At 53.8% G+C, this 20679-nt stretch carries 18 protein-coding genes; 2 read left to right on the forward strand and 16 right to left on the reverse strand.

What is annotated here, in order from left to right:
* Positions 1-50: 50 nt before the first annotated feature.
* From hpf to BUB13_RS04300, 16 genes are all read right to left on the reverse strand, one after another.
* Entirely contained in the window at positions 51-599 is a 549-nt protein-coding gene (gene hpf, locus BUB13_RS04225) for a ribosome hibernation-promoting factor, HPF/YfiA family (protein WP_072905931.1), read from the reverse strand.
* An 86-nt stretch (positions 600-685) separates the two neighbouring features.
* Positions 686-2140 (reverse strand): RNA polymerase factor sigma-54, encoded by a 1455-nt coding sequence (rpoN, locus tag BUB13_RS04230; protein ID WP_072905934.1) that lies wholly within the window; start codon positions 2138-2140, stop codon positions 686-688.
* 86 nt (positions 2141-2226) lie between these two features.
* The gene (gene lptB, locus BUB13_RS04235; RefSeq protein ID WP_072905936.1) at positions 2227-2952 is read right to left on the reverse strand and encodes an LPS export ABC transporter ATP-binding protein; all 726 of its coding nucleotides are present in this window, start codon (positions 2950-2952) and stop codon (positions 2227-2229) included.
* Entirely contained in the window at positions 2949-3443 is a 495-nt protein-coding gene (lptA, locus tag BUB13_RS04240) for a lipopolysaccharide transport periplasmic protein LptA (protein WP_072905938.1), read from the reverse strand. Before lptA ends, lptB begins: the two co-directional genes overlap by 4 nt.
* Positions 3436-4014 (reverse strand): LPS export ABC transporter periplasmic protein LptC, encoded by a 579-nt coding sequence (lptC, locus tag BUB13_RS04245; RefSeq protein ID WP_072905940.1) that lies wholly within the window; start codon positions 4012-4014, stop codon positions 3436-3438. Before lptC ends, lptA begins: the two co-directional genes overlap by 8 nt.
* A gap of 71 nt (positions 4015-4085) precedes the next feature.
* Positions 4086-4604: a KdsC family phosphatase gene (locus tag BUB13_RS04250; protein ID WP_072905944.1), complete on the reverse strand. Its 519-nt coding sequence runs from the start codon at positions 4602-4604 to the stop codon at positions 4086-4088.
* Positions 4604-5569: a KpsF/GutQ family sugar-phosphate isomerase gene (locus BUB13_RS04255; protein WP_072905945.1), complete on the reverse strand. Its 966-nt coding sequence runs from the start codon at positions 5567-5569 to the stop codon at positions 4604-4606. The genes BUB13_RS04250 and BUB13_RS04255 overlap by 1 nt, the downstream gene beginning before the upstream one ends.
* Before the next feature lie 2 nt (positions 5570-5571).
* Positions 5572-6405, reverse strand: coding sequence for a 3-deoxy-8-phosphooctulonate synthase (gene kdsA / locus BUB13_RS04260; RefSeq protein ID WP_072905946.1), 834 nt, complete (start codon positions 6403-6405; stop codon positions 5572-5574).
* Positions 6406-8007: a CTP synthase gene (locus tag BUB13_RS04265; protein ID WP_072905947.1), complete on the reverse strand. Its 1602-nt coding sequence runs from the start codon at positions 8005-8007 to the stop codon at positions 6406-6408.
* Between the two features lie 146 nt (positions 8008-8153).
* A complete protein-coding gene (gene kdsB / locus BUB13_RS04270) occupies positions 8154-8918 on the reverse strand; it encodes a 3-deoxy-manno-octulosonate cytidylyltransferase (RefSeq protein WP_072906217.1) in 765 nt (254 codons plus the stop codon).
* 88 nt (positions 8919-9006) lie between these two features.
* Positions 9007-10773: a Na/Pi cotransporter family protein gene (locus BUB13_RS04275; RefSeq protein ID WP_072905948.1), complete on the reverse strand. Its 1767-nt coding sequence runs from the start codon at positions 10771-10773 to the stop codon at positions 9007-9009.
* A 149-nt stretch (positions 10774-10922) separates the two neighbouring features.
* Positions 10923-12443, reverse strand: a complete 1521-nt coding sequence (gene lnt, locus BUB13_RS04280; protein WP_072905949.1) for an apolipoprotein N-acyltransferase — start codon at positions 12441-12443, stop codon at positions 10923-10925.
* Complete coding sequence (locus BUB13_RS04285) at positions 12440-13294, reverse strand: hemolysin family protein (protein WP_072905950.1); 855 nt, start codon at positions 13292-13294, stop codon at positions 12440-12442. The genes lnt and BUB13_RS04285 overlap by 4 nt, the downstream gene beginning before the upstream one ends.
* 11 nt (positions 13295-13305) lie before the next feature.
* Positions 13306-13779, reverse strand: a complete 474-nt coding sequence (gene ybeY, locus BUB13_RS04290; RefSeq protein ID WP_072905951.1) for an rRNA maturation RNase YbeY — start codon at positions 13777-13779, stop codon at positions 13306-13308.
* A complete protein-coding gene (locus tag BUB13_RS04295; protein ID WP_072905952.1) occupies positions 13679-16126 on the reverse strand; it encodes an HD family phosphohydrolase in 2448 nt (815 codons plus the stop codon). Before BUB13_RS04295 ends, ybeY begins: the two co-directional genes overlap by 101 nt.
* Before the next feature lie 13 nt (positions 16127-16139).
* A complete protein-coding gene (locus BUB13_RS04300) occupies positions 16140-17129 on the reverse strand; it encodes a PhoH family protein (protein WP_072905953.1) in 990 nt (329 codons plus the stop codon).
* Positions 17130-17324: 195 nt separating this feature from the next.
* Here BUB13_RS04300 and BUB13_RS04305 point away from each other — a divergent pair, with 195 nt between their 5' ends.
* Both BUB13_RS04305 and BUB13_RS04310 read left to right on the forward strand, forming a co-directional pair.
* The gene (locus tag BUB13_RS04305) at positions 17325-19496 is read left to right on the forward strand and encodes a HEAT repeat domain-containing protein (protein ID WP_072905954.1); all 2172 of its coding nucleotides are present in this window, start codon (positions 17325-17327) and stop codon (positions 19494-19496) included.
* Entirely contained in the window at positions 19493-20638 is a 1146-nt protein-coding gene (locus BUB13_RS04310) for an HD-GYP domain-containing protein (protein ID WP_072905955.1), read from the forward strand. The genes BUB13_RS04305 and BUB13_RS04310 overlap by 4 nt, the downstream gene beginning before the upstream one ends.
* Positions 20639-20679 lie beyond the last annotated feature (41 nt).

The following is a 20679-nucleotide window of genomic DNA, read 5'->3' on the forward strand; positions in this document are numbered from 1 at the left end:
AAAGACGGATAATTTCATCGCATAAAATGAAATTACCCGTCCGTGTTTAATCAGCTCCCCTGCGGGACAATCAGCCCGTAGTTACCGTCCTTGCGACGATAAACGACGTTCATCTCTTCGGAACGATCATCGGTGAACACCAGGAAGTCCTTATCCAGCAGGTCCATTTGCATCACTGCCTCTTCCACCGACATCGGTTTGACAAAGAAAGAATGGCTGCGAATTATTTCCGGGTTCTCATGGCCCTCATCAACACTCGGTGCAGCAATGACAGCTTTTTCCACCTTGCGCTGGGTCCCGGTAGAGCCTTTGTGGCGCTTCAGTTTTTCCTTGTAACGCTTCAGCTGCCGCTCAATCTTGTCAACCATCAGGTCGATGGCGGCGTACATATCATCTTTTTCTTCAGCGCTTTTCATGGTCAGCCCTTTAGCGACCATGGTCACTTCCGCTTTATGATTAATCTTCTTCTGCACCGACAGCACGACCTGGGCATCGATCGGCTCGTCAATATACTTCTTCACCTTGGCCAGTTTCTCTTCCACGTAAGTACGTACAGCTTCACTGCTTTCCATGTGACGGAAGGTAACGGCAATTTGCATATATTCTCCTCCTTCGAGAAACGGGTTGTCAAAACCCGGGTGTAGGTCATTTAAGTATAACGCAGAATCGAACAGAAAACTGCGAGTTAAAACAATCTTTTGCGTTCGGTCGACGAACCGAGGCCCAGCATTTCGCGGTACTTGGTGACCGTCCGCCGAGCAATGTTGATATCCTGCTCCTTCAGCAGAGTCACAATCTTCTGGTCAGAGTACGGTTTTTTCTGATCTTCCCCAGCAATAATCTCCTTAATCCGGCTCTTGACACTTTCTGAAGCGACAGAATCACCATCAGCTGTGTTAATGCCGCTATTAAAGAAAAATTTCAGTTCAAACAACCCTTGCGGTGTCTGAACATACTTGTTGGTTGTCACCCGACTGACAGTCGATTCATGCATTTCGATATCTTCCGCCACGTCGCGCAGGACCAGTGGTTTCAAGTGCTCGATACCATGATCGAAAAACGCGCGCTGGAATTTGACGATACTCTTGGTGACTTTATAAATCGTGCGCTGACGCTGGTGGATGCTCTTGATCAGCCAGACGGCGCTGCGCATTTTGTCCTGGATATACTCATTCGCTTTTTTGTCGACCGAATCACTGTTGGTCAAAGCGCTGCGATAGAGAGAGTTGATCCGCAGATTCGGCAGTCCCTCGTCGTTCTGAGTGACGACATATTCATCGCCGACTTTCTTTACGTAGATATCGGGGACGATATAGTGGATATCCTCTTCATTGTATTGCAGGCCGGGGCGCGGATCGAGTTCCGAGATCAGCTTGGCTGCTTCCAGCACCTCATCCAGAGGAGTTTTCAATGATTTGGCAATAACCTGGTATTTGCGGCCTTCCAGCTCGGAGATGTAGTCACGTAGAATAACTGCAGCCAGGGAATCGCCCAACTCCATCCGCTCCAACTGAAGCAGCAAACAATCCTGCAGGTTACGTGCAGCAACACCAGCCGGATCAAACATGCGCACCCGTTGCAACGCCTGCTCGACAACTTCAACGCTCCGCCCGGAAGTTTCGACCAGCTCCTCGATCGAAGCATGCAGATAGCCGACATCATCCAGATTGCCAATAATTTCAGCCGCAGCCAAACGCTCATCCTGACCAACTTTCGACAGGCCCAGTTGCCACATCAGATGGTCAACCAAACTGCTTTTTTTCGTCAGCAGGCTCTCGTAAGAGGGGCGTTCTTCCTGATCTTCGTAACTGTCACGCGGGCTGCTGCTATTGAGGCTGTACCCTTCAAGATAGGTCTGCCAGTCGATGTCTTCCATTCCCTCGTTTTCGGCCTTAACCTCTTGCTCCGGGGAAACTTCAACATCGGAAACCGGCTCTTTTTCCAACTCGGTGGAAAGTTCGTCACGCTCTTCTTTTGGATCAACACCTTCTTCCAGCAGCGGGTTTTCCGCCAACTCTTCAGTCACGACGTCAGCAAGTTCTACCCGCGAAAGCTGCAACAACTTGATCGCTTGCTGCAGCTGGGGCGTCATCACCAGCTGTTGACTCAATTTAACCTGTAATCGAAGATCGAGCGCCATATATCCTTCTATCGTAAAAGCTGAAAAGCGTTATTTCCGCTACTCTACCATTGTCGTTAGCAAAAAGCTCTCTTTGTCAGCGATACCTAGAGTTTAAATTTATCACCCAGATAAATTTCCCGGGCCACACTGCTCTGGGCGATCTGCTCAGGGGTTCCATACTCGAGCACCTTGCCCTGGTTCAAAATATACGCCTGGTCGCAAACACCGAGAGTCTCGCGCACGTTATGATCCGAAATCAGAATGCCGATGCCTCGCTGCTTCAACTCTTCAACGATCGACTGGATATCGATAACAGCAATCGGATCGATCCCTGCGAATGGCTCATCCAGTAGCAGGAATGCCGGCTCCAGCACCAGCGAACGGGCTATTTCGACCCTGCGGCGTTCACCGCCCGACAGGGCATAGCCTTTTGAGTCACGGATGTGACCGATATTCAGATCACTGAGCAGTTCTTCCAGCCGCTCCTGCTGCTGTGCCACAGACAGATCAAGAGTTTCCAGAATTGCCAGCAGATTCTCCGCCACTGTCAATTTGCGAAAAACCGAAGCTTCCTGCGGCAGATAGGAAATCCCGGAACGTGCTCTCTGGTACATCGGCAGACCGGTAATTTCCTGGTCATCAAGAAAGACGGCCCCGTGATCCGGGCTCGCTAAACCAACAACCATGTAAAAACTGGTGGTCTTTCCCGCACCGTTCGGACCGAGCAGGCCAATTACCTGCCCCGACTCGACATGCAGATCGACACCGGAAACAACCTCACGCCCTGCATAAGTTTTGCGCAGCCCTTCTGCCCGCAGAGTTCGGCTCACTGCTGCTCCTGTTTCTGTTGCGGGAAAAGGATCGCTTTGACCCGACCGCTGTCTCCGCTTTTCACCAGGCTACGATTTTCCCGCAGGTAGACAATTATTTCATCACCGGCGACCCGGTTCTGCCCCTGATGCACCTCGGCATTTCCATAAAGGGTCAACGTCTCTGCAACTTGACGATAAACAGCTCGTTCCGCTGTCGCAGTACGATCCAGTTGCACGACCCGCACATGACCGAAAACCTCAAGCCGATCGACCTGCTCCTGGCCATCCAGTTGATAGACAACCATCTTGTCACCATAGAGGGTAACGTCTCCCTGCTTGGCCACAACGTCGCCAGTAAAGATCGCCTGGCGCTTCTGTTGATCAGCTTCAAGCTGATTTGCCGTCACTTCAATCGGCAAACTCGAAGGTTTCGGCAATTCTGCCGCAAAAGAAAAACCGGACAGCCATAGCAGCAAGCTGCAGCAGATAAACAGGGACAGTTTATTCATCGCTTTCGGCTTTCCTTTCTTCAGGCAGCAAAAGCATCCAGATATCTTTTTTCAACAGCATCCGACCCTGCTCCAGGTTTCCCTGTAAGCCGGTCCCTTTCAATTCCATGCGACGGTTGGTGATCGTCACCGGTTCGTCAGTCGTCAGCAGCTTTTTGCCGCCATCATAAATCAGTCGCTCGGTCGTCAAGCGTTCACCAGTGGCCGTCGTGACAACCACGTTGCCCCAGGCTTCGACCAATCGTTGCTCCTGCTGCAATGTACCGTGCTCGGCGGTCATGCTGACATCGCCAAAACGACCGCTTTCGTAGAGAGTCAAGCTGAGATCGCCCAGCTCAGCCAGGCCAGTGTCACGCTGATATTCGGCTCTTTCCGCATCCAGAGTCCAGCTACGGCGCCCCTCTTCGTTTTGCGTGTAGTGAAGCTTTTCCAGTGAAAGATCAACCTGCTCCGGCAACGCCTCCAGCACTTCCACCGGATCAAGAGATCGTCCATGGCGCCAGATAACTATTGCCAGCACCAGCACGGCAAGCAGAATCAAACATGCCAGCACACGGCGCAAATTCATCATTGGCTAAGGTCCACCTTTTCCAGATTTATATCATCGACGCGCAGAATTGTAAATATTTGCTAATACTTACACTAAGCCTTGAAATAACGTTCGGTCAGCTCTTCCCACTGACCGCTCGCCCGCAGCAACATATCGCATACTTCACGGACAGCACCACGCCCGCCGGGACGAGTGGCCACATAATCAACCAGCGGAAGAACGTCCGGTACAGCATCGGCAACGGTTGCACTGAAACCGACCCGGCGCAGAATCGGCAGATCAACGACATCATCGCCCATGTAAGCGACCTGTTCATCGGTCAACCCTTCCGCACCCAGAATCTCCTTATAGGGATCGAGCTTGGTCAGTGCCTTCTGATAAAGGATGTCGATTCCCAATTCTGCCGCGCGTCGCGCAACCACCCCCGACTCGCGTCCGGTGATGATGCCGATCTTGATGCCGGCGCGCTGAATCATCTTCAGGCCGTGCCCGTCCTTAACATCAAATGCCTTTAACTCATTCCCCTGATTGTCGTAAATAATGCGGCCATCAGTCATAATGCCGTCGACATCAAGCAGAAGAAGCTTGATCTTCGCCAGTTTTTCATCCATCACACCACTCCCGCTTTCAGCAGGTCATGCAGGTGCACAATACCGACCGGAACCTGACTCTCGTCATCATCGAAAACGAATAACGATGTGATCGAATGTTTTTCCATAATCTGCAGTGCCTTTGCGGCCAGGTTTCGCCGCAGAATCCGCTTCGGTGAAGTGGTCATTACCTCGGAAATCGGCAACTGCAAACTATCCAGCCCTTTTTCCATAATCCGCCGCAGGTCACCATCGGTAAAAACACCGAGAAGTTGACCATCGGCCGCGACAATCCCGGTGATTCCCAACTGCTTGCTGGTAATTTCAAACAGGGCATCGCGCAGCAACATCTCCGGCGCAACCAGCGGAATTTGGTTGTCTACGTGCATCAGGTCTTCAACTCGCAGCAGCAGCTTTTTGCCGAGAGCGCCACCCGGATGAAAAAGAGCGAAATCTTCTTCCTTAAAACCACGCTGTTCAAGCAACGCAACTGCCAAGGCATCTCCCATCGCCAGAGTTGCAGTTGTACTGGCTGTTGGCGCCAGGCCGAGCGGGCAAGCCTCTTCTGCAACGCTGATGTCGAGGTGGACATCGCCGGCAATCGCCAGCGTGCTGTTCGGGTTACCCGACATCGCGACCAACGGCAGGCCCATCCGCTTGATAACAGGGAGAATGCGGCAGACCTCCTCGGTTTCACCCGAGTTGGAGATGGCGATCACCACATCACCTTTGGCCAGCATACCGAGGTCGCCGTGAATACCTTCCGCCGGATGGAGGAAAAAAGTCGGCGTTCCGGTCGAAGCCATCGTTGCAGCAATCTTCTGGCAGATCAGTCCCGACTTGCCCATACCGGTGACGACCACTTTCCCCTGGCAGGCAAGGATCATCTCAACAGCCTGGGTGAAATCGCCGTCCAGTCGCGACTGCAGCGCCAGCACAGCATCTGCTTCGATCTGCAGCACCTTTTTTGCGGTTTCGATCAGCACTTTTACGCCTCACTGTCCTGTTTGAAAATGGCATCAATCGCCAGCACCTGCTGCAACATTCCCTTGACCTGGGCAAGGGGTAGCGAGTTCGGGCCGTCACACAACGCATTGTCCGGATCTTCGTGCACTTCCCAGAACAGGCCATCGATTCCGGTCGCTGCCGCAGCGCGCGACAGAGCACCGACATACTGCCGCTGGCCACCGGAAGAACCTCCGGCTCCGCCCGGCAGCTGTACCGAGTGAGTGGCATCGAAAACAACCGGGTAACCCATCTCACGCATGATCACCAGTGAACGCATATCGGTCACAAGGTTGTTGTAGCCGAAAGAAGCTCCCCGCTCGGTCAGCAGAATTTTTTCGTTACCGGTCGAGGTAATCTTGTTGATCCCGTGTTTCATGTCCCATGGCGCAAGAAACTGGCCTTTTTTCACGTTGACCACTTTGCCGCTTTCACCGACAGCGACCAACAGGTCGGTCTGGCGGCTGAGAAAAGCCGGAATCTGGATAATATCGAGGACTTCAGCTGCCGCTGCAATCTGAGTCACATCGTGCACATCGGAGATCACCGGTAACTCGAATTCATCCTTGACCCGCTGCAGAATACGCAAGCCTTCGTCCATACCGGGACCGCGGAACGAGGTTACGGAGGTGCGGTTCGCCTTGTCGTAAGAGGCCTTGAAAACCAGTTGGCAGCCGACCTCAGTGGTGATCTTTTTCAACCCTTCTGCAATCCGCAGGGTCATATCTTCATTTTCGATGGCACAGGGCCCGGAAATCAGTGTCAGGGGTTTAGATCCACCAAAACTGACCGAACCGAGATCAACTTGTTTCATCATCTATCCTTGACGTTTCTTTAAACAGGCACCGACAAACGATTCAAACAACGGGTGCGGTTCCATCGGCCGAGACTTGAACTCCGGGTGGAACTGGCAACCGAGGAACCAGGGGTGATCTTCCAACTCGACGATCTCGACCAGGTCCGACTCCGGATTGATACCGGACAGGACCAGTCCACACTCCTGCAATTTGGCGCGGTAATCGTTGTTGAACTCAAAACGGTGGCGATGCCGCTCCGTCAGATGATCGGTGCCGTAAATCCTCCGAGCCAGAGTTCCTTCTGCCAGATCGCACGGATAGGCACCGAGACGCATGGTCCCCCCCTTGCCCTTGATTTTTTTCTGCTCTTCCATGATGTGGATGACCGCGTTCTTGGCGTCTTCCTGAAATTCGGAAGAGTGGGCGTCCTCGATACTGCAGGCGTACCGGGCAAATTCGACAACCGCCATCTGCATGCCGAGGCAGATGCCGAAAAATGGCAGCTTGTTTTCACGGGCGTAACGGATCGCAGCGATCTTGCCTTCGCTACCCCGCTCGCCGAAACCGCCCGGCACCAGGATACCGTCTACATCGTCAAAAGAGCCGTTGATTCCATGCCGCTCAAGCGCTTCGGAATCAACATATTTCAGATTGACACGACAGTTGCTGGCTATACCACCGTGGGTCAATGCCTCGGCAAGGGATTTATAGCTTTCGGTCAAGCCAACATACTTACCGACAATAGCGATGGTCGTTTCGCTGGCTGGTTCCTTCACCCGGCCGACGATCCGCTCCCACTCCGAGAGGTCGGGGGCCTTGGTCCAGATATTCAGATAATCGACGATCCGCTCGTCAAGCCCCTGGTCATGGAAGGCTTTCGGAACCTCGTAAATGGTCGGCACGTCGCGTGCGGTAATAACTGCGTCCTCCGGCACATTACAAAACAGCGCGATTTTCCCCTTCATATCGCGGGGAATTTCACGGTCGCAACGGCAAAGCAGGATATCGGGCTGGATGCCGATCTCGCGCAGATCCTTGACGCTGTGCTGGGTCGGCTTGGTTTTCAGCTCGCCGGCGGTGGGAATATAGGGCACCAGGGTCAAGTGAATATAGAGGACGTTTTCACGGCCACGATCGGCACGAAACTGGCGGATCGCTTCCAGAAACGGCAGCGATTCGATATCACCAACGGTGCCGCCGACTTCCACAATGGCGATGTCGACCCCCTTGGCGTTTTCGAGAATCTTATGCTTGATTTCGTTGGTAATGTGCGGGATGACCTGGACGGTGCCGCCGAGATAATCGCCACGACGCTCTTTACGGATAACCGAATCGTAGACCTGACCGGTGGTAAAGTTCGACTTTTTCGACAACTTGGCGCGGGTATAACGCTCGTAGTGACCAAGGTCGAGATCAGTTTCTGCACCGTCATCGGTAACAAAAACTTCGCCGTGCTGGAACGGACTCATAGTCCCGGGATCGACGTTGATATAGGGGTCCATCTTCTGCATCGAAACTTTCAGTCCACGGGCCTCCATCAATGCCCCAATCGATGCTGCGGCTAAACCTTTACCGAGGGAGGAAACAACCCCGCCGGTGACAAAGAGAAACTTCGTCTTCATCGTCAATCCTGCTCCTTAAATTTGATGTCTGAGCTGCCCGTCCGGGGCAGGCCGAAAGGCTGATTCTACACAGAAACAGGACCGAAGGAAACCCCCGATCCTGCAAAAAACTCTCCACCTCGAGAGATACTTTTCAAAGCACTGATTTAGCGATAGTTTTCTTCCGACATCAGGCGGGAAACGCGCTCCAGATCCTCCGGAGTATCGACCCCGTGGCAGGAATACTCGGTCTCCGCAACATACAACCGCACACCAGCCTCCAGCGCCCGCAACTGCTCCAGATTCTCCAGCGCCTCCAGCGGCGTTTTGTTCATCTGCGGATAGGCCAAAAGAAAGTCGCGGCGGTAAACATAAAGACCGATGTGCCGATAAAGGGTCACTTTATCTAGACTTTGCGCCAGTTCATCGCGTGACAAGTCACGCGGCCAGGGGATCGGCGCACGGGAAAAGTAGAGCGCCAGGTTGTCACTATCCTTGACCACCTTGACCACGTTCGGACTGTAGAAATCATCGATTTCATCAATCCGCCCGGCCAAGGTACCCATCTTGATTTTCGGGTTATCGAGCATCGGCTGCACCGCCTGATCAATCATCTTCGGGTTGATCAGCGGCTCATCTCCCTGCACGTTAACGATCAGGTCAGCCTCGATCCTCTCTGCAACCTCGGCCAGCCGATCAGTGCCGGTCGGATGGTCACCGCGGGTCATCATGACATCACCGCCGAAATCCTTGACCACATCGAAAATCCGCTGGTCATCGGTGGCAACAATCACCCTGTCGACGGTTGATGCCTTGGAGACCTGATGGCAGACATGCTGAATCATCGGCACACCCTTGATCAGCGCCAGCGGTTTACCGGGAAACCGGGTCGAGGCGTAACGGGCCGGGACAATCGCGGTTGCTTTTTCCATCTGTTTCATAGTGCAAATCCTTCGTACAAAAAACAAAAACCGACAGGATACTGCCGTGAAGCCAATATCCTGTCAACTCCATCCTGCATTAAACATCTTTCGGCAGGACAATCCGGGAAATCCGTTTTGTCAGGGTATAAATCCGCTTCAATTTATCGATCAGTTCAAATTCCATCTGCAGGGTGGCCAATCGTTCCGCGCTGCTCTGCGCCAGGCTGCTGACTTGCCTTTGCAGTGCGGCCTCTATCTGCTGGTTAATTTCCGAACGCATAGCGACAACTTCCTGTGCCGCCACCTGATCTTTCTCAACGGCCGCCTTCACTGCAGCTTCCAGAGCACGATAGATCCATTCATGCAATGTCGACAGAATCATCAGCATAGTTTCGCTTGGCTGCATCTGCTGCTTAATCATTTTACGTCCAAGCACACTCAAGTCGGACTCCAGCACATCACCGATGCTCTCAAGATTATCCGCAATCTGGCTTAACTGGTAAAACTCCTCAGCCTGCTCCTTGCTCAACTCCCGCTTACCGACACGGCTCAGATAGGCGACGATCTCGCTGTGCAGAATATCCGCCGCATCATCTGCCTTTTCCACCTCGGCAAATATCTGCTCGTTTCGCTCCTCCAGCCCGAGTCGCGACTGCACCAGCATCAACTGCACCTGGCGACCGAGATGCCCGATCTCCATCCGCACCAAACTAAGCGCCATCGACGGGGTATCGAGCAGATCGTCATCAAGAAACTTCGGCTTGATGATCACTCGTTCATCCAAGCATTCCTTGTCCGGCAAAGCCCAGGTAACCAATTTTGCCAACCAAGGAGTAAAGCCGATAAACAACAAAGTATTGGCGACGTTGAACAAGGTATTGGCGTTGGCAATTTGTCGCGGCGTTTCCGCTGCCAACCGTGCTACGCCGTTAAAATGCTCCCAAGCTGGAGAAATCGACCGCGTCCATTCCGCCAACTGATCGATAAAAGCCACCCAGATCAACACACCGAGCACATTAAAGACAACATGAACTGCTGCAGCCCTCAGTGCTGGTCGGGGCTTACCGAGGGACGCCAGACAGGCAGTAAAACAGGTACCGATATTTGCGCCGAGGGCCATTGCAATCCCGGCCGGCAGAGTAACAAATCCCTGGCTGGCCATGACAATAACAATCCCCGTAGTCGCCGCCGAAGACTGCACCAGCGCTGTGAACAGGCAACCAACAAGGATTCCCAGCAACGGAGTCTCCATCCGCACCATCAAGTCGAGAAAAGGCTGGTAGCTGCGCAGCGAATACATCGACTCACTCATGACGTTCATGCCGAAGAACACCAGCCCCAGACCGAGCAGAACACCACCATATTGCTTAAACTTGTCCTGCCGGGCAAGAAACAGCAGGGTAAAACCGACAGCGATGAACCCGAGCGCAAGCTTGGTTACCTTAAAGGCAACAATCTGCGCGGTGATGGTGGAGCCGATGTTGGCACCCATAATGACACCCACCGACTGACTCAAAGTCATCAGCCCCGCGCTGACAAAACCGACCAGCAGCACCGTTGTCACCGATGACGACTGAATTACCGCTGTCACCATCGCCCCAACGAAAGCGCCCTTGAAACGGTTGGCTGTTAAATGACCGAGAATCTTCTGCATCCGTGCCCCGGCTGCAGCCTTCAATGCATCGGTCATCTGCTCCATGCCGAGCAGGAACAGCGCCAGACCGCCGAACACGCCCATCCCCATCTCGCCCCACGCCATGGAGGGAGAGCCAACCGGCACCGCCCAGGCAAAAAGCGGCAACAACAATACCGCAGCCAAGCAGAACAGCAGAGGAGATACGCGTGCTGGTAAAATGATCCGCATCTTTTTAGCTCCAACGAGTTGAGCGTTAAAGTATAGCGGAAAGAACAGAAGCGTTAAAGAAAACCAATAGAATTTTCTTTGAAGATTAGAAAATCGATAAGCCAAAAGTGGCTGACGGGACGCAAAGCCGGTTTTTGTCTACAGGAAAGCTACAATTCCCGCCGAATCCTCCAAACCAACCCGGCACAAGCGAGAAAAGTCATAGCCAAACACCCCTGCGCCATCACCGGCCCAAACCGGGTATAAAAAGTCTGCTGACTCCCCAAACCGACTCGACCTGAAACCACCAGCTCTTTAAAAAGCGGGCTCGCTGCCGTCACCTTTCCAGAAGGAGCAATGAAACCGGAAATCCCGGTATTTGCAGAACGCGCCAGCCAGATACGGTTCTCAATTGCACGGAAACGCGCCATTGCCAAGTGCTGATAGGGCGCTGACGAGCGGCCGAACCAGGCATCGTTGGTCAGGTTGACCAACAGATCACTACCCTGTCGCACATAATCACGTGCCAGTTCAGGAAAAATCACTTCATAGCAGATCAGCACTCCAAGCTGATGCCCATTCAGCGATAACGGGTTGACAGTTCCCGGGGCGAAATCACCGACACCCACAACCAGCTTATTGATAAATGTCAGCAACCGTCCCAAAGGTACATATTCACCGAAAGGCACCAGATGGATTTTATCTGAATATCCAGCATCTTCCCCTGCAGGAGAAAGCAGATAAGCCCGATTGTAATAGCGGTAGTTTTTATCAGCCAACTTTTCATAAGCCGGGCTTCCGACCAGCAGATTCGTCTGCAAACCTTGCGGAACCTGCCGAACCTGTTCGCCCTGCGGAGTTTTTTCCTGCAGAAAAAACGGTGTCGCTGCTTCCGGCCAGATCAGCAGATCGAGATTCCCTGCTCCGGCCTCTTGTGAAAGCTTGAGATACTTATCGAGTGTTGCTTGCCGATAGGCAGGATCCCATTTGATCGCTTGATCAATATTCCCCTGGACCAGTGCAACCTGTAATTGATCCAGTCTCAGATCAAGCGGTTGGCCTTGCCGCCAGACACCGTAGCCGCAGTGGGTCACTGTCATCGCCAGAGTTCCGGCCAGCCCCAGCCAGGCACAACGGTTGCGTGGTTGCCGGATGATCCATGCCAGCGCACAATTGAACGCCACCAGCAGCAGGCTGACACCGAACACCCCGGTCACATCGGCACTCTGAATCGCTGCAGAAAAATCGTGCTGGGAATAACCGAGCAGCGCCCAGGGAAAACCCGTCAGAAGCATGCCGCGCAGATATTCCAGTGCCACCCAGGCAACCGGCATGCTCAACAGCACCGGTATTTTAAAATGTTTTTCCAGCGAACAGGACAGCCAGCTGGCAGCACCAAAATAGAGCGCCAGGTAAACTATCAGGAACAGGTAGGCGAGCAGGGCGAAAATCCAGTTCAGACCGCCGTAAGTGGTCATCACCAGGTTCAACCAATAAAGTACGCTGGCAAAGAAACTGAAGCCACAGGCGAAACCGGAAGCGAAAGGCCGCTTGCGCATGACAAGAAGCAGCGGGATCAAGCCGATCCATGCCAATGGATAGAAATCCGGACGTGGAAAAGCCGCTGCCAGCAGAAGGCCGGAAGCGGCTGAAAAAATCAAGGTCCTGTCGAACCCGGGCAAACGGTTCACAACTCATCCACCTCTTCTTTATCCAGCGGTAGAACCCGAATTTGCCTGATCGCCCTTTGGTCACCGGCCTCCACCTGAAACTCCAGAGAATCGATAACAAGATGCTCACCGACAGCAGGCACCCGTCCAAGGTGTTCGACCAAATAACCACCGACGGTATCGAACTTTTCCCGCTCGACCTCGATTTCGAAATGCTCTTCGAACTCTTCAATATTGAGCCGCCCATCGACGAGGACGGTGCCACCCTCCTCTTCAATCAGCCACTCGTCCTCGAGATCGTACTCATCCTGAATGTCGCCAACAATCTCTTCGATCAAGTCCTCGATCGTCACCAGCCCCGAAGTGCCGCCATATTCATCGATGACGATAGCGATATGAACCTGAGTTTTACGAAATTCCTGCAAAAGATCACTGACCAGCTTTGATTCCGGCACCAGAAACGGCTGGCGCAAGACCTCTTCCAGGTTGATCTCATCGATCGGCTGCCCCCAGTAACGTAGCAGGTCCTTGGCATAAACCAGGCCGATGATGTTGTCATTGTTCTCTTTATAGATTGGAATCCGGGAATGGCCGGATTTAAGAACGGCATCGAGGACTTTGTGGAACGGCTCATCGGCATCGACACAGACCATGTCGGTGCGTGGCACCATCACCTCACGGACAATGGTTTCATCCAGCTCCAGAATCGACTGGAGCATATCCCCCTCATCTTCGTCAATAATCCCCCTCTGCTCGGAAGCATCAATCAGATTCTGCAGTTCTTCTTCCGAACTCGCTTCCGGACGGCCACGAAACAGGCGCTTCAATTTCGACGACCAGCCTAAATGTTCCTGCGAATTGTCACTTTCCACGATGATCCATCCTATTGCACTAAATAGCCATTTGCAGATAAAAATTCGTTTTTCAGCAGGGCGAAGACTTCCCGCTCGCGCGCTTCCATCTCCTCTGCTTCCTCCTCGCTGCCCCGCTCATGATCATAGCCAAGCAGGTGCAGAATTCCATGCAGCAGGAGAAAACTGAGTTCATGTTCGAAAGGAACACCTGCGTCGGCAGCATCACTGGCAGCACGCTCAGCGGAGATTACCACGTCCCCCAGCAACAACGGCTGCAAACCACTCCCCTCGCCCTCCTGCATGGCGAATGAGATCACGTTTGTGGGTCGATCCCGTTCTAGGTAGTCGCGGTTGATTTCCTGAATACCGTCGTTGTCGAGGATCAGGATCGACAACTCGGCCTCAGGAAATCCCGAGACGCTTAAGATCTTCCGGGCTATCTTCCGCAGCGGCCGCTTCAGGATCTTTTGCTTCCCCTGCCGGTTCTCGATCTGTATCCTCATGCTTCTCTTTCACCTTCTCTTCGACAACAGGCTTCTCTTCCTTTTCAGCTTTGCCATTCTTCTCGGGGTCTTCCTTCACTTCCGCCTTTTCGCGCACGATATGTACCGGTTCAGGATAATCGACCCGGTGGTGGAAAGAACCCGCCAGCACCCGGTTGAAGCTCTTGGCGATCAAGTGCAGGTCTTTCAGTGTCAGCTCGCACTCATCCAGCTGACCGTCGATGAAGATGTTGTTGATCAGCTTCTGCACCATCCCCTGAATCCGCGCCGGCGTCGGGTCCTGCAAAGTACGGCTGGCTGCCTCGATGGCATCAGCCAGCATAATCAGCGCCGCTTCCCGGGTTTGCGGTTTGGGGCCGGGATAGCGGTAGTCCCGTTCATCCGGCTGCGGCATATCGGCATCGGTCTGGGTTTTTGCCCGGTCGTAAAAAAACTTGATCAGCGAAGTGCCATGGTGCTGCTGGATGATGTCGATCAGCTCCGGCCCAAGCTTGTGCTCCTTTGCCAGTTCGACCCCGTCCTTCAGGTGGGACATCAGGATCAATGCGCTCATCGATGGCGCCAGCTTGTCGTGCTTATTACGCTGCCGGCCACCGTTCTCGATAAAATAGAGCGGTTTTTTGATCTTGCCGATATCGTGGTAATAAGCTGCAACCCGCGCCAACAGAGGATTAGCGTGAATCGACTCGGCCGCAGCCTCTACCAGGTTGCCGACCAGAATCGAATGATGGTAAGTGCCCGGTGCTTCGACCATCAACTGGCGCAACACCGGCGAGTTCATGTTCGCCAGTTCGAGCAGCTTGATATCGGTCGTATACTTGAACATCGCCTCGACCAGCGGAATGGTACCGGTGACGAAAACGGTGCTGAGCAGACCGCCGAACAAACCAAAACAAACTTTCCAGGCCAGCAACAGCTCGAAACCTCGCCCAGCCAGGAAGTGAATACCGATCAACAATGCCGCATTGGCCAGACCGACCCACATGCCGGCACGATAGATGCTCGAACGTTCCTGGCAATGCCGGACACCATGTGCACCAACCAGGCTGCTGACCAAAGCCAGTAACGCCATAGGCAGGCTGTTGCCGAACAGCACCCCAACCAGAATCGAGGTACAGATCGAGAACAGCAGCGCCGTCTCGGCATTGAGGACAATCCGCACCAGCATGGCACCGAGGGCAAAAGGAATGGCATAGAAATAGGCGCTGGAATCAATATAGGCAAAGGTATTGCCGAGGGCCGTAGCGATAAAGATCGAAATCTTGATCAGCATAAACAAGGCCAGCATGACCATCGCCAGAAATAACAGGTCGCGCGAATCGGGCCGGAACTTACGGATATTGCTGTGGGCGTAGAAATAGCCGATATAAATCAGCAGCACGGTACAGGACAGCAGGCCGAACGCGGTCGGCAGGCTGCGGTTATCCCGCCCCGATTCACGAATGGCACGCAGTTTGAGGATCTGGTCCGCGCTCACCCGCTCGCCTTCGCGGACGATCATCTCACCCTTTTTCACTTGGAACAGGACCGGTTTCACCTCGTCCCGCGCCTGCTGCCGCAGTCGGCTGGTCTCCTCTTCGTTGAACACCAGGCTCGGTCGGAGTTGCTGCTGCACCAATTTAAGCAATGTCTGATGCTGCACCGGTGACAGCCCGGCCATCTCACCGAGTAGCGCCTTCGCCTGCTCCAGAGCTTCATTCAAGCCGAAGGTCCGTTCCAAAACACCGCCCGGAAGCTCTTCGCCAGTGGTGACATCACGAACCAGAATGGTTTTGCGCCGATCCGCTTCAAACACCTGCAGGTTGGCAACGATCGGTCGCTCGAAAACTTGGGCAAGCAGCTCGCTGGCCTGATGGGGAATCTGCGGATCGAGGGGAAGATCGATCAGGGCACTGAACTCGGTTTCAGTCAATGGGACGCCGAAATCAGATTCCAGCTGCGGCAAAAATTCATTCTGCGCCGGCGGGTTCTCCACGTTGCGCAGCTCCAGCAGCAGCTGCAAGCCACTGCGAATTCGCTCCACCGCCTGGCGACCAGCCGTGGTCTGGTAATCATAAACAGGTGGGACCGCGGCCCAGGCTTCATCCTGCTTGGCCCTTGTCAGCGGTTTATCCTCCACCAGCAGATCACGTGGAGACTTGATATCGCGCGAAGCGATCTCGCCCGGGTCGTGGTATTCGGGGATCAATCCCCCCTTGGGAACGATAATCAGGGTTAACAGGAAAGCCAGCGCGAACAGCAGCCAGACACCAAAGTTGGTTTTGCGCCTGTTCCGCAGCCCCTGCACCCCATCACCGAAAATGGCTTCGCGCCCGCGGCGCGCTTTTTCCTGTTCTTCCTTGGTCATAAATCCTCTGTCGTCACCCGTTCAGTCGACGCTTGGTCGAGCTGAGAACTTTGCGATCGGCGACTTGATAGGCCTGTACAATCGCCTGCACAATCGGATGGCGTACAACATCCAGATCGGAAAAATGATTAAACGCAATCCCCGGCACATTCTCCAGTACATCGATCGCGTGCAACAACCCGGAGTGGGTATCGCGTGGCAGATCGACCTGGGTGATGTCGCCGGTAATCACCGCCCGGCTACCGAAACCGAGGCGAGTAAGGAACATTTTCATTTGTTCAGCGGTAGTATTCTGGGCTTCGTCCAGAATAACGAAGGCATCGTTGAGCGTGCGACCACGCATAAATGCCAGCGGGGCAACCTCGACAACACCAGTCTCGACCAGCTCTTTCGCCTTGTCGAGATCGACCATATCGTAAAGGGCATCGTACAGCGGCCGCAGGTAAGGATTGACTTTTTCGGCCAGATCGCCCGGCAGAAAACCGAGTTTTTCGCCCGCTTCCACCGCCGGGCGCACCAGCATGATGCGGCTCACTTCTTTGCGCATCAACGCAGCCACCCCCATTGCCATCGCCAGGTAGGTCTTCCCGGTTCCGGCCGGACCGATACCAAAGACCACATGATTCTGCCGGATGTTATCGATATATGTCTTCTGCGCCAGGCTTTTGGGCGCAATAATCTTCTTGCGCGCGGAGACAAAAACGGTATCGAAAAAGATATCCTTCAGATTGGTGGTGGAATCGGTCGAAAGGATGCGGATAGCGTAATCAACGTCGGTGGGATAGAGCGGCATACCGTCACGCAACAAGGCACAGAGTTCCTCCAGCAATCGATAGCCGACCTGAACCTGCGCCTGCTCACCACTGAGGGTGATGACGGTCCCCTTGCTGCCCAAACGGACACCCAGCTTTTTTTCGATCAGTTTCAGATGCTTGTTCTGCTGACCGAAAAGCTGTGCGGCCAGCGTCGCATCGCCAACGTCAAAACGCTCGCGGGGACTCATATATGGCTTGTTACCTTTGCATGATAATTTTTCACGTCGTGAACCCTAGCACCAATGGCCAGACAATGCAAGTTGGGCCGAGCTGGCAGCGCCGAGTAAAAACGGACAGAAATGACACAAAGAGGACTTTTCAGCTAAACTTATATGGCGTATATAGACGACTAATGAAACACCAAATGATCAAGTGAGCGAAAATTGACTGCCAAGCCGACCGTCCAAAATATACAGGTCCCGGACAGCCGTATTCTGGCCGAGTTTCTTCACGAGCTGAATATCGCCCGCCGCAACCTGACCCTCTACCCAAGTGATCACCCACAAGTGGTCGCCGCTGGCAACAAAACCCTCAACCGGCTCGAACGCCTCCTCTGCAATCGCAAAAGCATCACCATCGGCATTGCTCCCGACGCCCTTTTTTTCGAGCATCAGTGGCTCGACAAAGAAGATCCGGCATTTCGTTCTTTTGCCGTTTTCTTTTCCAGCCTCGGCATCGCTTCTATCAGCTTCGCTGACGGACTGACCACGGACCAGTTCATCCGCTTCTGCCAACTTCTGCGCAGTGACCGTGAATCTATCGAAAATTTTGGCGGTTACCCGATGATGCTGGAGCAACAGCGGATCGATAAAGTTGCCCTGGTCCCGATCGATTACAGCGCGTTCCAGGCCAGCGAAGAGGAGGGCAGCACGGCAGCGGAACTCAGTCCCGACCTGTGGGAGGATTTCCTCCACGGCCTGCTCGACGATATCCTCGACCTGGGAGAGGATGGCTACCACCTGGCCCCGGCAACCATCGCCGGGTTACTGAACGAACGCATCTCGGGCAACAGCGAAAAGCTGCCGCAGGAATCGATCCGGTCTTTCGTCAGTGGTTATCTCGGCAAAGACAGAAAAAATCGCAACAAAAATCGCGCCGACATGCTCGGTGAACTGGTCAGCAGCCTGTCACAAGGCCTGCAGGCCGATTTCATCGAAGAAGGATTAAGTGAGCTGCAAGCCGACACTGCCGCTGTCGAACGCTTCGTTCGCCACCTGTCGCCGGAACAGTTACAGGGGAATTTCGATCCCCGCCTGCAGAAACAGCTTAACCTTTCGCCGCGCCTGGTTGACCTGATCAGCCAGATGATCACAAACACGGACAGCGAAACATCCGGCACCACGACACCAACTGACAGTCGCCCACTCGATAAAAACATGGTGCGTGCGCGCCTCGACACCCTGTTCAGTGAAGAAACCCACGACAGCTATGTCCCTGACAGTTACCAGGCTGCGCTGCTCGGCATGCTTGACGCTGGGTACAGCGGTGAGTTTGCTCTGCCGCAGGAAGATCGGGAAGAGCTGCTGCGCGACTTTGAAATCAGTTCAAGCGAAGAGCAGTGCTGCGGCATTATCTTCGAGCTGCTGGATAATTCGATCGAGCTGGACGACGAAGAGGCCCTGCAACAGAACCTGCTCGACCTCTCCCGCTACTTTCTCGATACCGGAAATTTTGCAATGTTGCAGCAGATTTACCATAACTGGGCACGCTACCTGGACAGTGGCAGATCACAAATCGACCTGTTAAGCGAAAAGGTTCTGGCCAACCACACCCAGCAGACCTTTATGCAGGAAGTGCTGGACGGCATTGAGCTTTGGGGCGAGGAAAAACAGGACGCGATCTGCAACTACATCGCAACCGTCGGCAGCGGCTATACCGAAATAGTGATCGAACAGCTGGCCCAGGCGAAACATTACCGGCAGCGCCGCTTCTGGATGCAGGTTCTGGAAGCCCTTGGCACCGATGCAACAGAGCTGTTGCTGCAATCCCTTGATGATGAACGCTGGTACCTGATCCGCAATCTGCTGATTGTCATCGAAAAAAACCTGCAACCGAAGGCACTCAAAGCCGTCAATCGACTGACCTCACACCCACACCCGAAAGTTCGCCAGGAAGCGATCCGCGTTCTTTTAACCTGCAACCCGGCAACGGCGAACAGAATTCTGCTGCAAGAACTGCGCAACACAGATCCGGACATGCTGGCAGCAGCGATTGAAGCGGCCGCATTCAGTAAAGACAGGGACGTTCTCGACTGCCTCCATCAGCTGCTACAGCAAACAACAGAAAGTAGCCTGGGCACGGTAAAGCCATTACTGACAAGCCTTGCCCACATCGGCCATCCCGATAGTCTTGAGCTGATGAAACAATTACTGCAGAAAAGAGGACTGCTCGGAAACCGTAAGCAGAAACCGTTGCAGCAAGAAATCGTCAAGAGTCTGAACGACTTCCGTCTGCGCGAAGCAAAAATGCTGCTGCGCAGTATCGCGTCTGGCAAAGACCGTCAGTTGGCCGCGCTGGCCAGCGATCAATTAAATCGGACAGAGGCGAGCCCATGACCGATTCCCACGACAATCTGCATAATTTCATCCGCCTGCTGACAACCGCCGCAGCAAACGCAGCCATGTACCAGCTCGATCACCCACAGGTCGCGCGCCTCTGCCGGCAGGCATTCGGCGAGCTTCAGACTCTCTTGAAGCAGCACAACCCGGTGACACTAAAGATCATTGAAAACCAATTGATCTTCGACAATAGACCGGTCAGCGACAATATATCGGTGCATAGGTTCATTGCGGCACTTGGCAAGCAACAGATCGGTTTTCTGCAATTTGAGCCGGGGATCTATAACGAAGAGCTGCTCGGTTTAATCAATACGCTGAGCAAGCGCCAGAGCACCGATGTCGACCTGAGCGAAAGCGAGCACATCCACTTCAGTAAAATTGAGGTGCGTTACCGCTCCCAGAGCAGTCGCCAGCAAACCACCCAGCTGCTGCTGAGCGATATTGCCAACAAGGAAGCCGATCGGCAGATGCACCTGTACCAGTCAGTTCAACAACATCAGCAGGTCGACATCAGCGAGATCAGCGAACTGGTCAGCGGTTTTATCAACGCATTCAGCCAGCACAGTGATGCGTTCCTCGCTCTCGCGCCATTACGCTCAATGGACGAGTACACCTATACGCATTCAACCAACATCTGCCTGCTCAACCTGGCCCAGGCACAGCAACTCGGCATTAAGGGACAGCAGCTCAACGAGATTGGTATCGCTGCCATGCTGCACGATGTCGGCAAGATGTTCATCTCTCCCGGCATCCTCAGCAAAAAAGGCAAGCTGACCGATGAGGAATGGCAACAGATGCAGCAACACCCACGCCTTGGCGCTGAATACCTGCTGAGCACTCCGGGCGTGCCACGCCTTGCCGTCGTTACCGCTTATGAGCATCACATGGGCTTTGATGGCAAAGGTTATCCGCAACCGGGCCGCCCGTGGAAAATGAACCTCTGCTCCCACATGACGGCGATCTCCGACACCTATGACGCCATGCGCACCAAGCGCAGTTACGAGGATTCACTACAGCAGAATGAAATCATCAACATCATGCTGAACCTCGCCGGCACGCGGCTGCATCCACAGTTGACCTACAGTTTTCTGCAGATGCTGAGCACTCTGGATAAAGGCAAAGTTGCCAGTCAACAATAAGCTATGATAAATTAAACCTTTCCAAATAAAATACTGACGAG

Origin of the sequence: Malonomonas rubra DSM 5091 (genome assembly GCF_900142125.1) — a bacterium.
GTDB lineage: Bacteria > Desulfobacterota > Desulfuromonadia > Desulfuromonadales > Geopsychrobacteraceae > Malonomonas > Malonomonas rubra.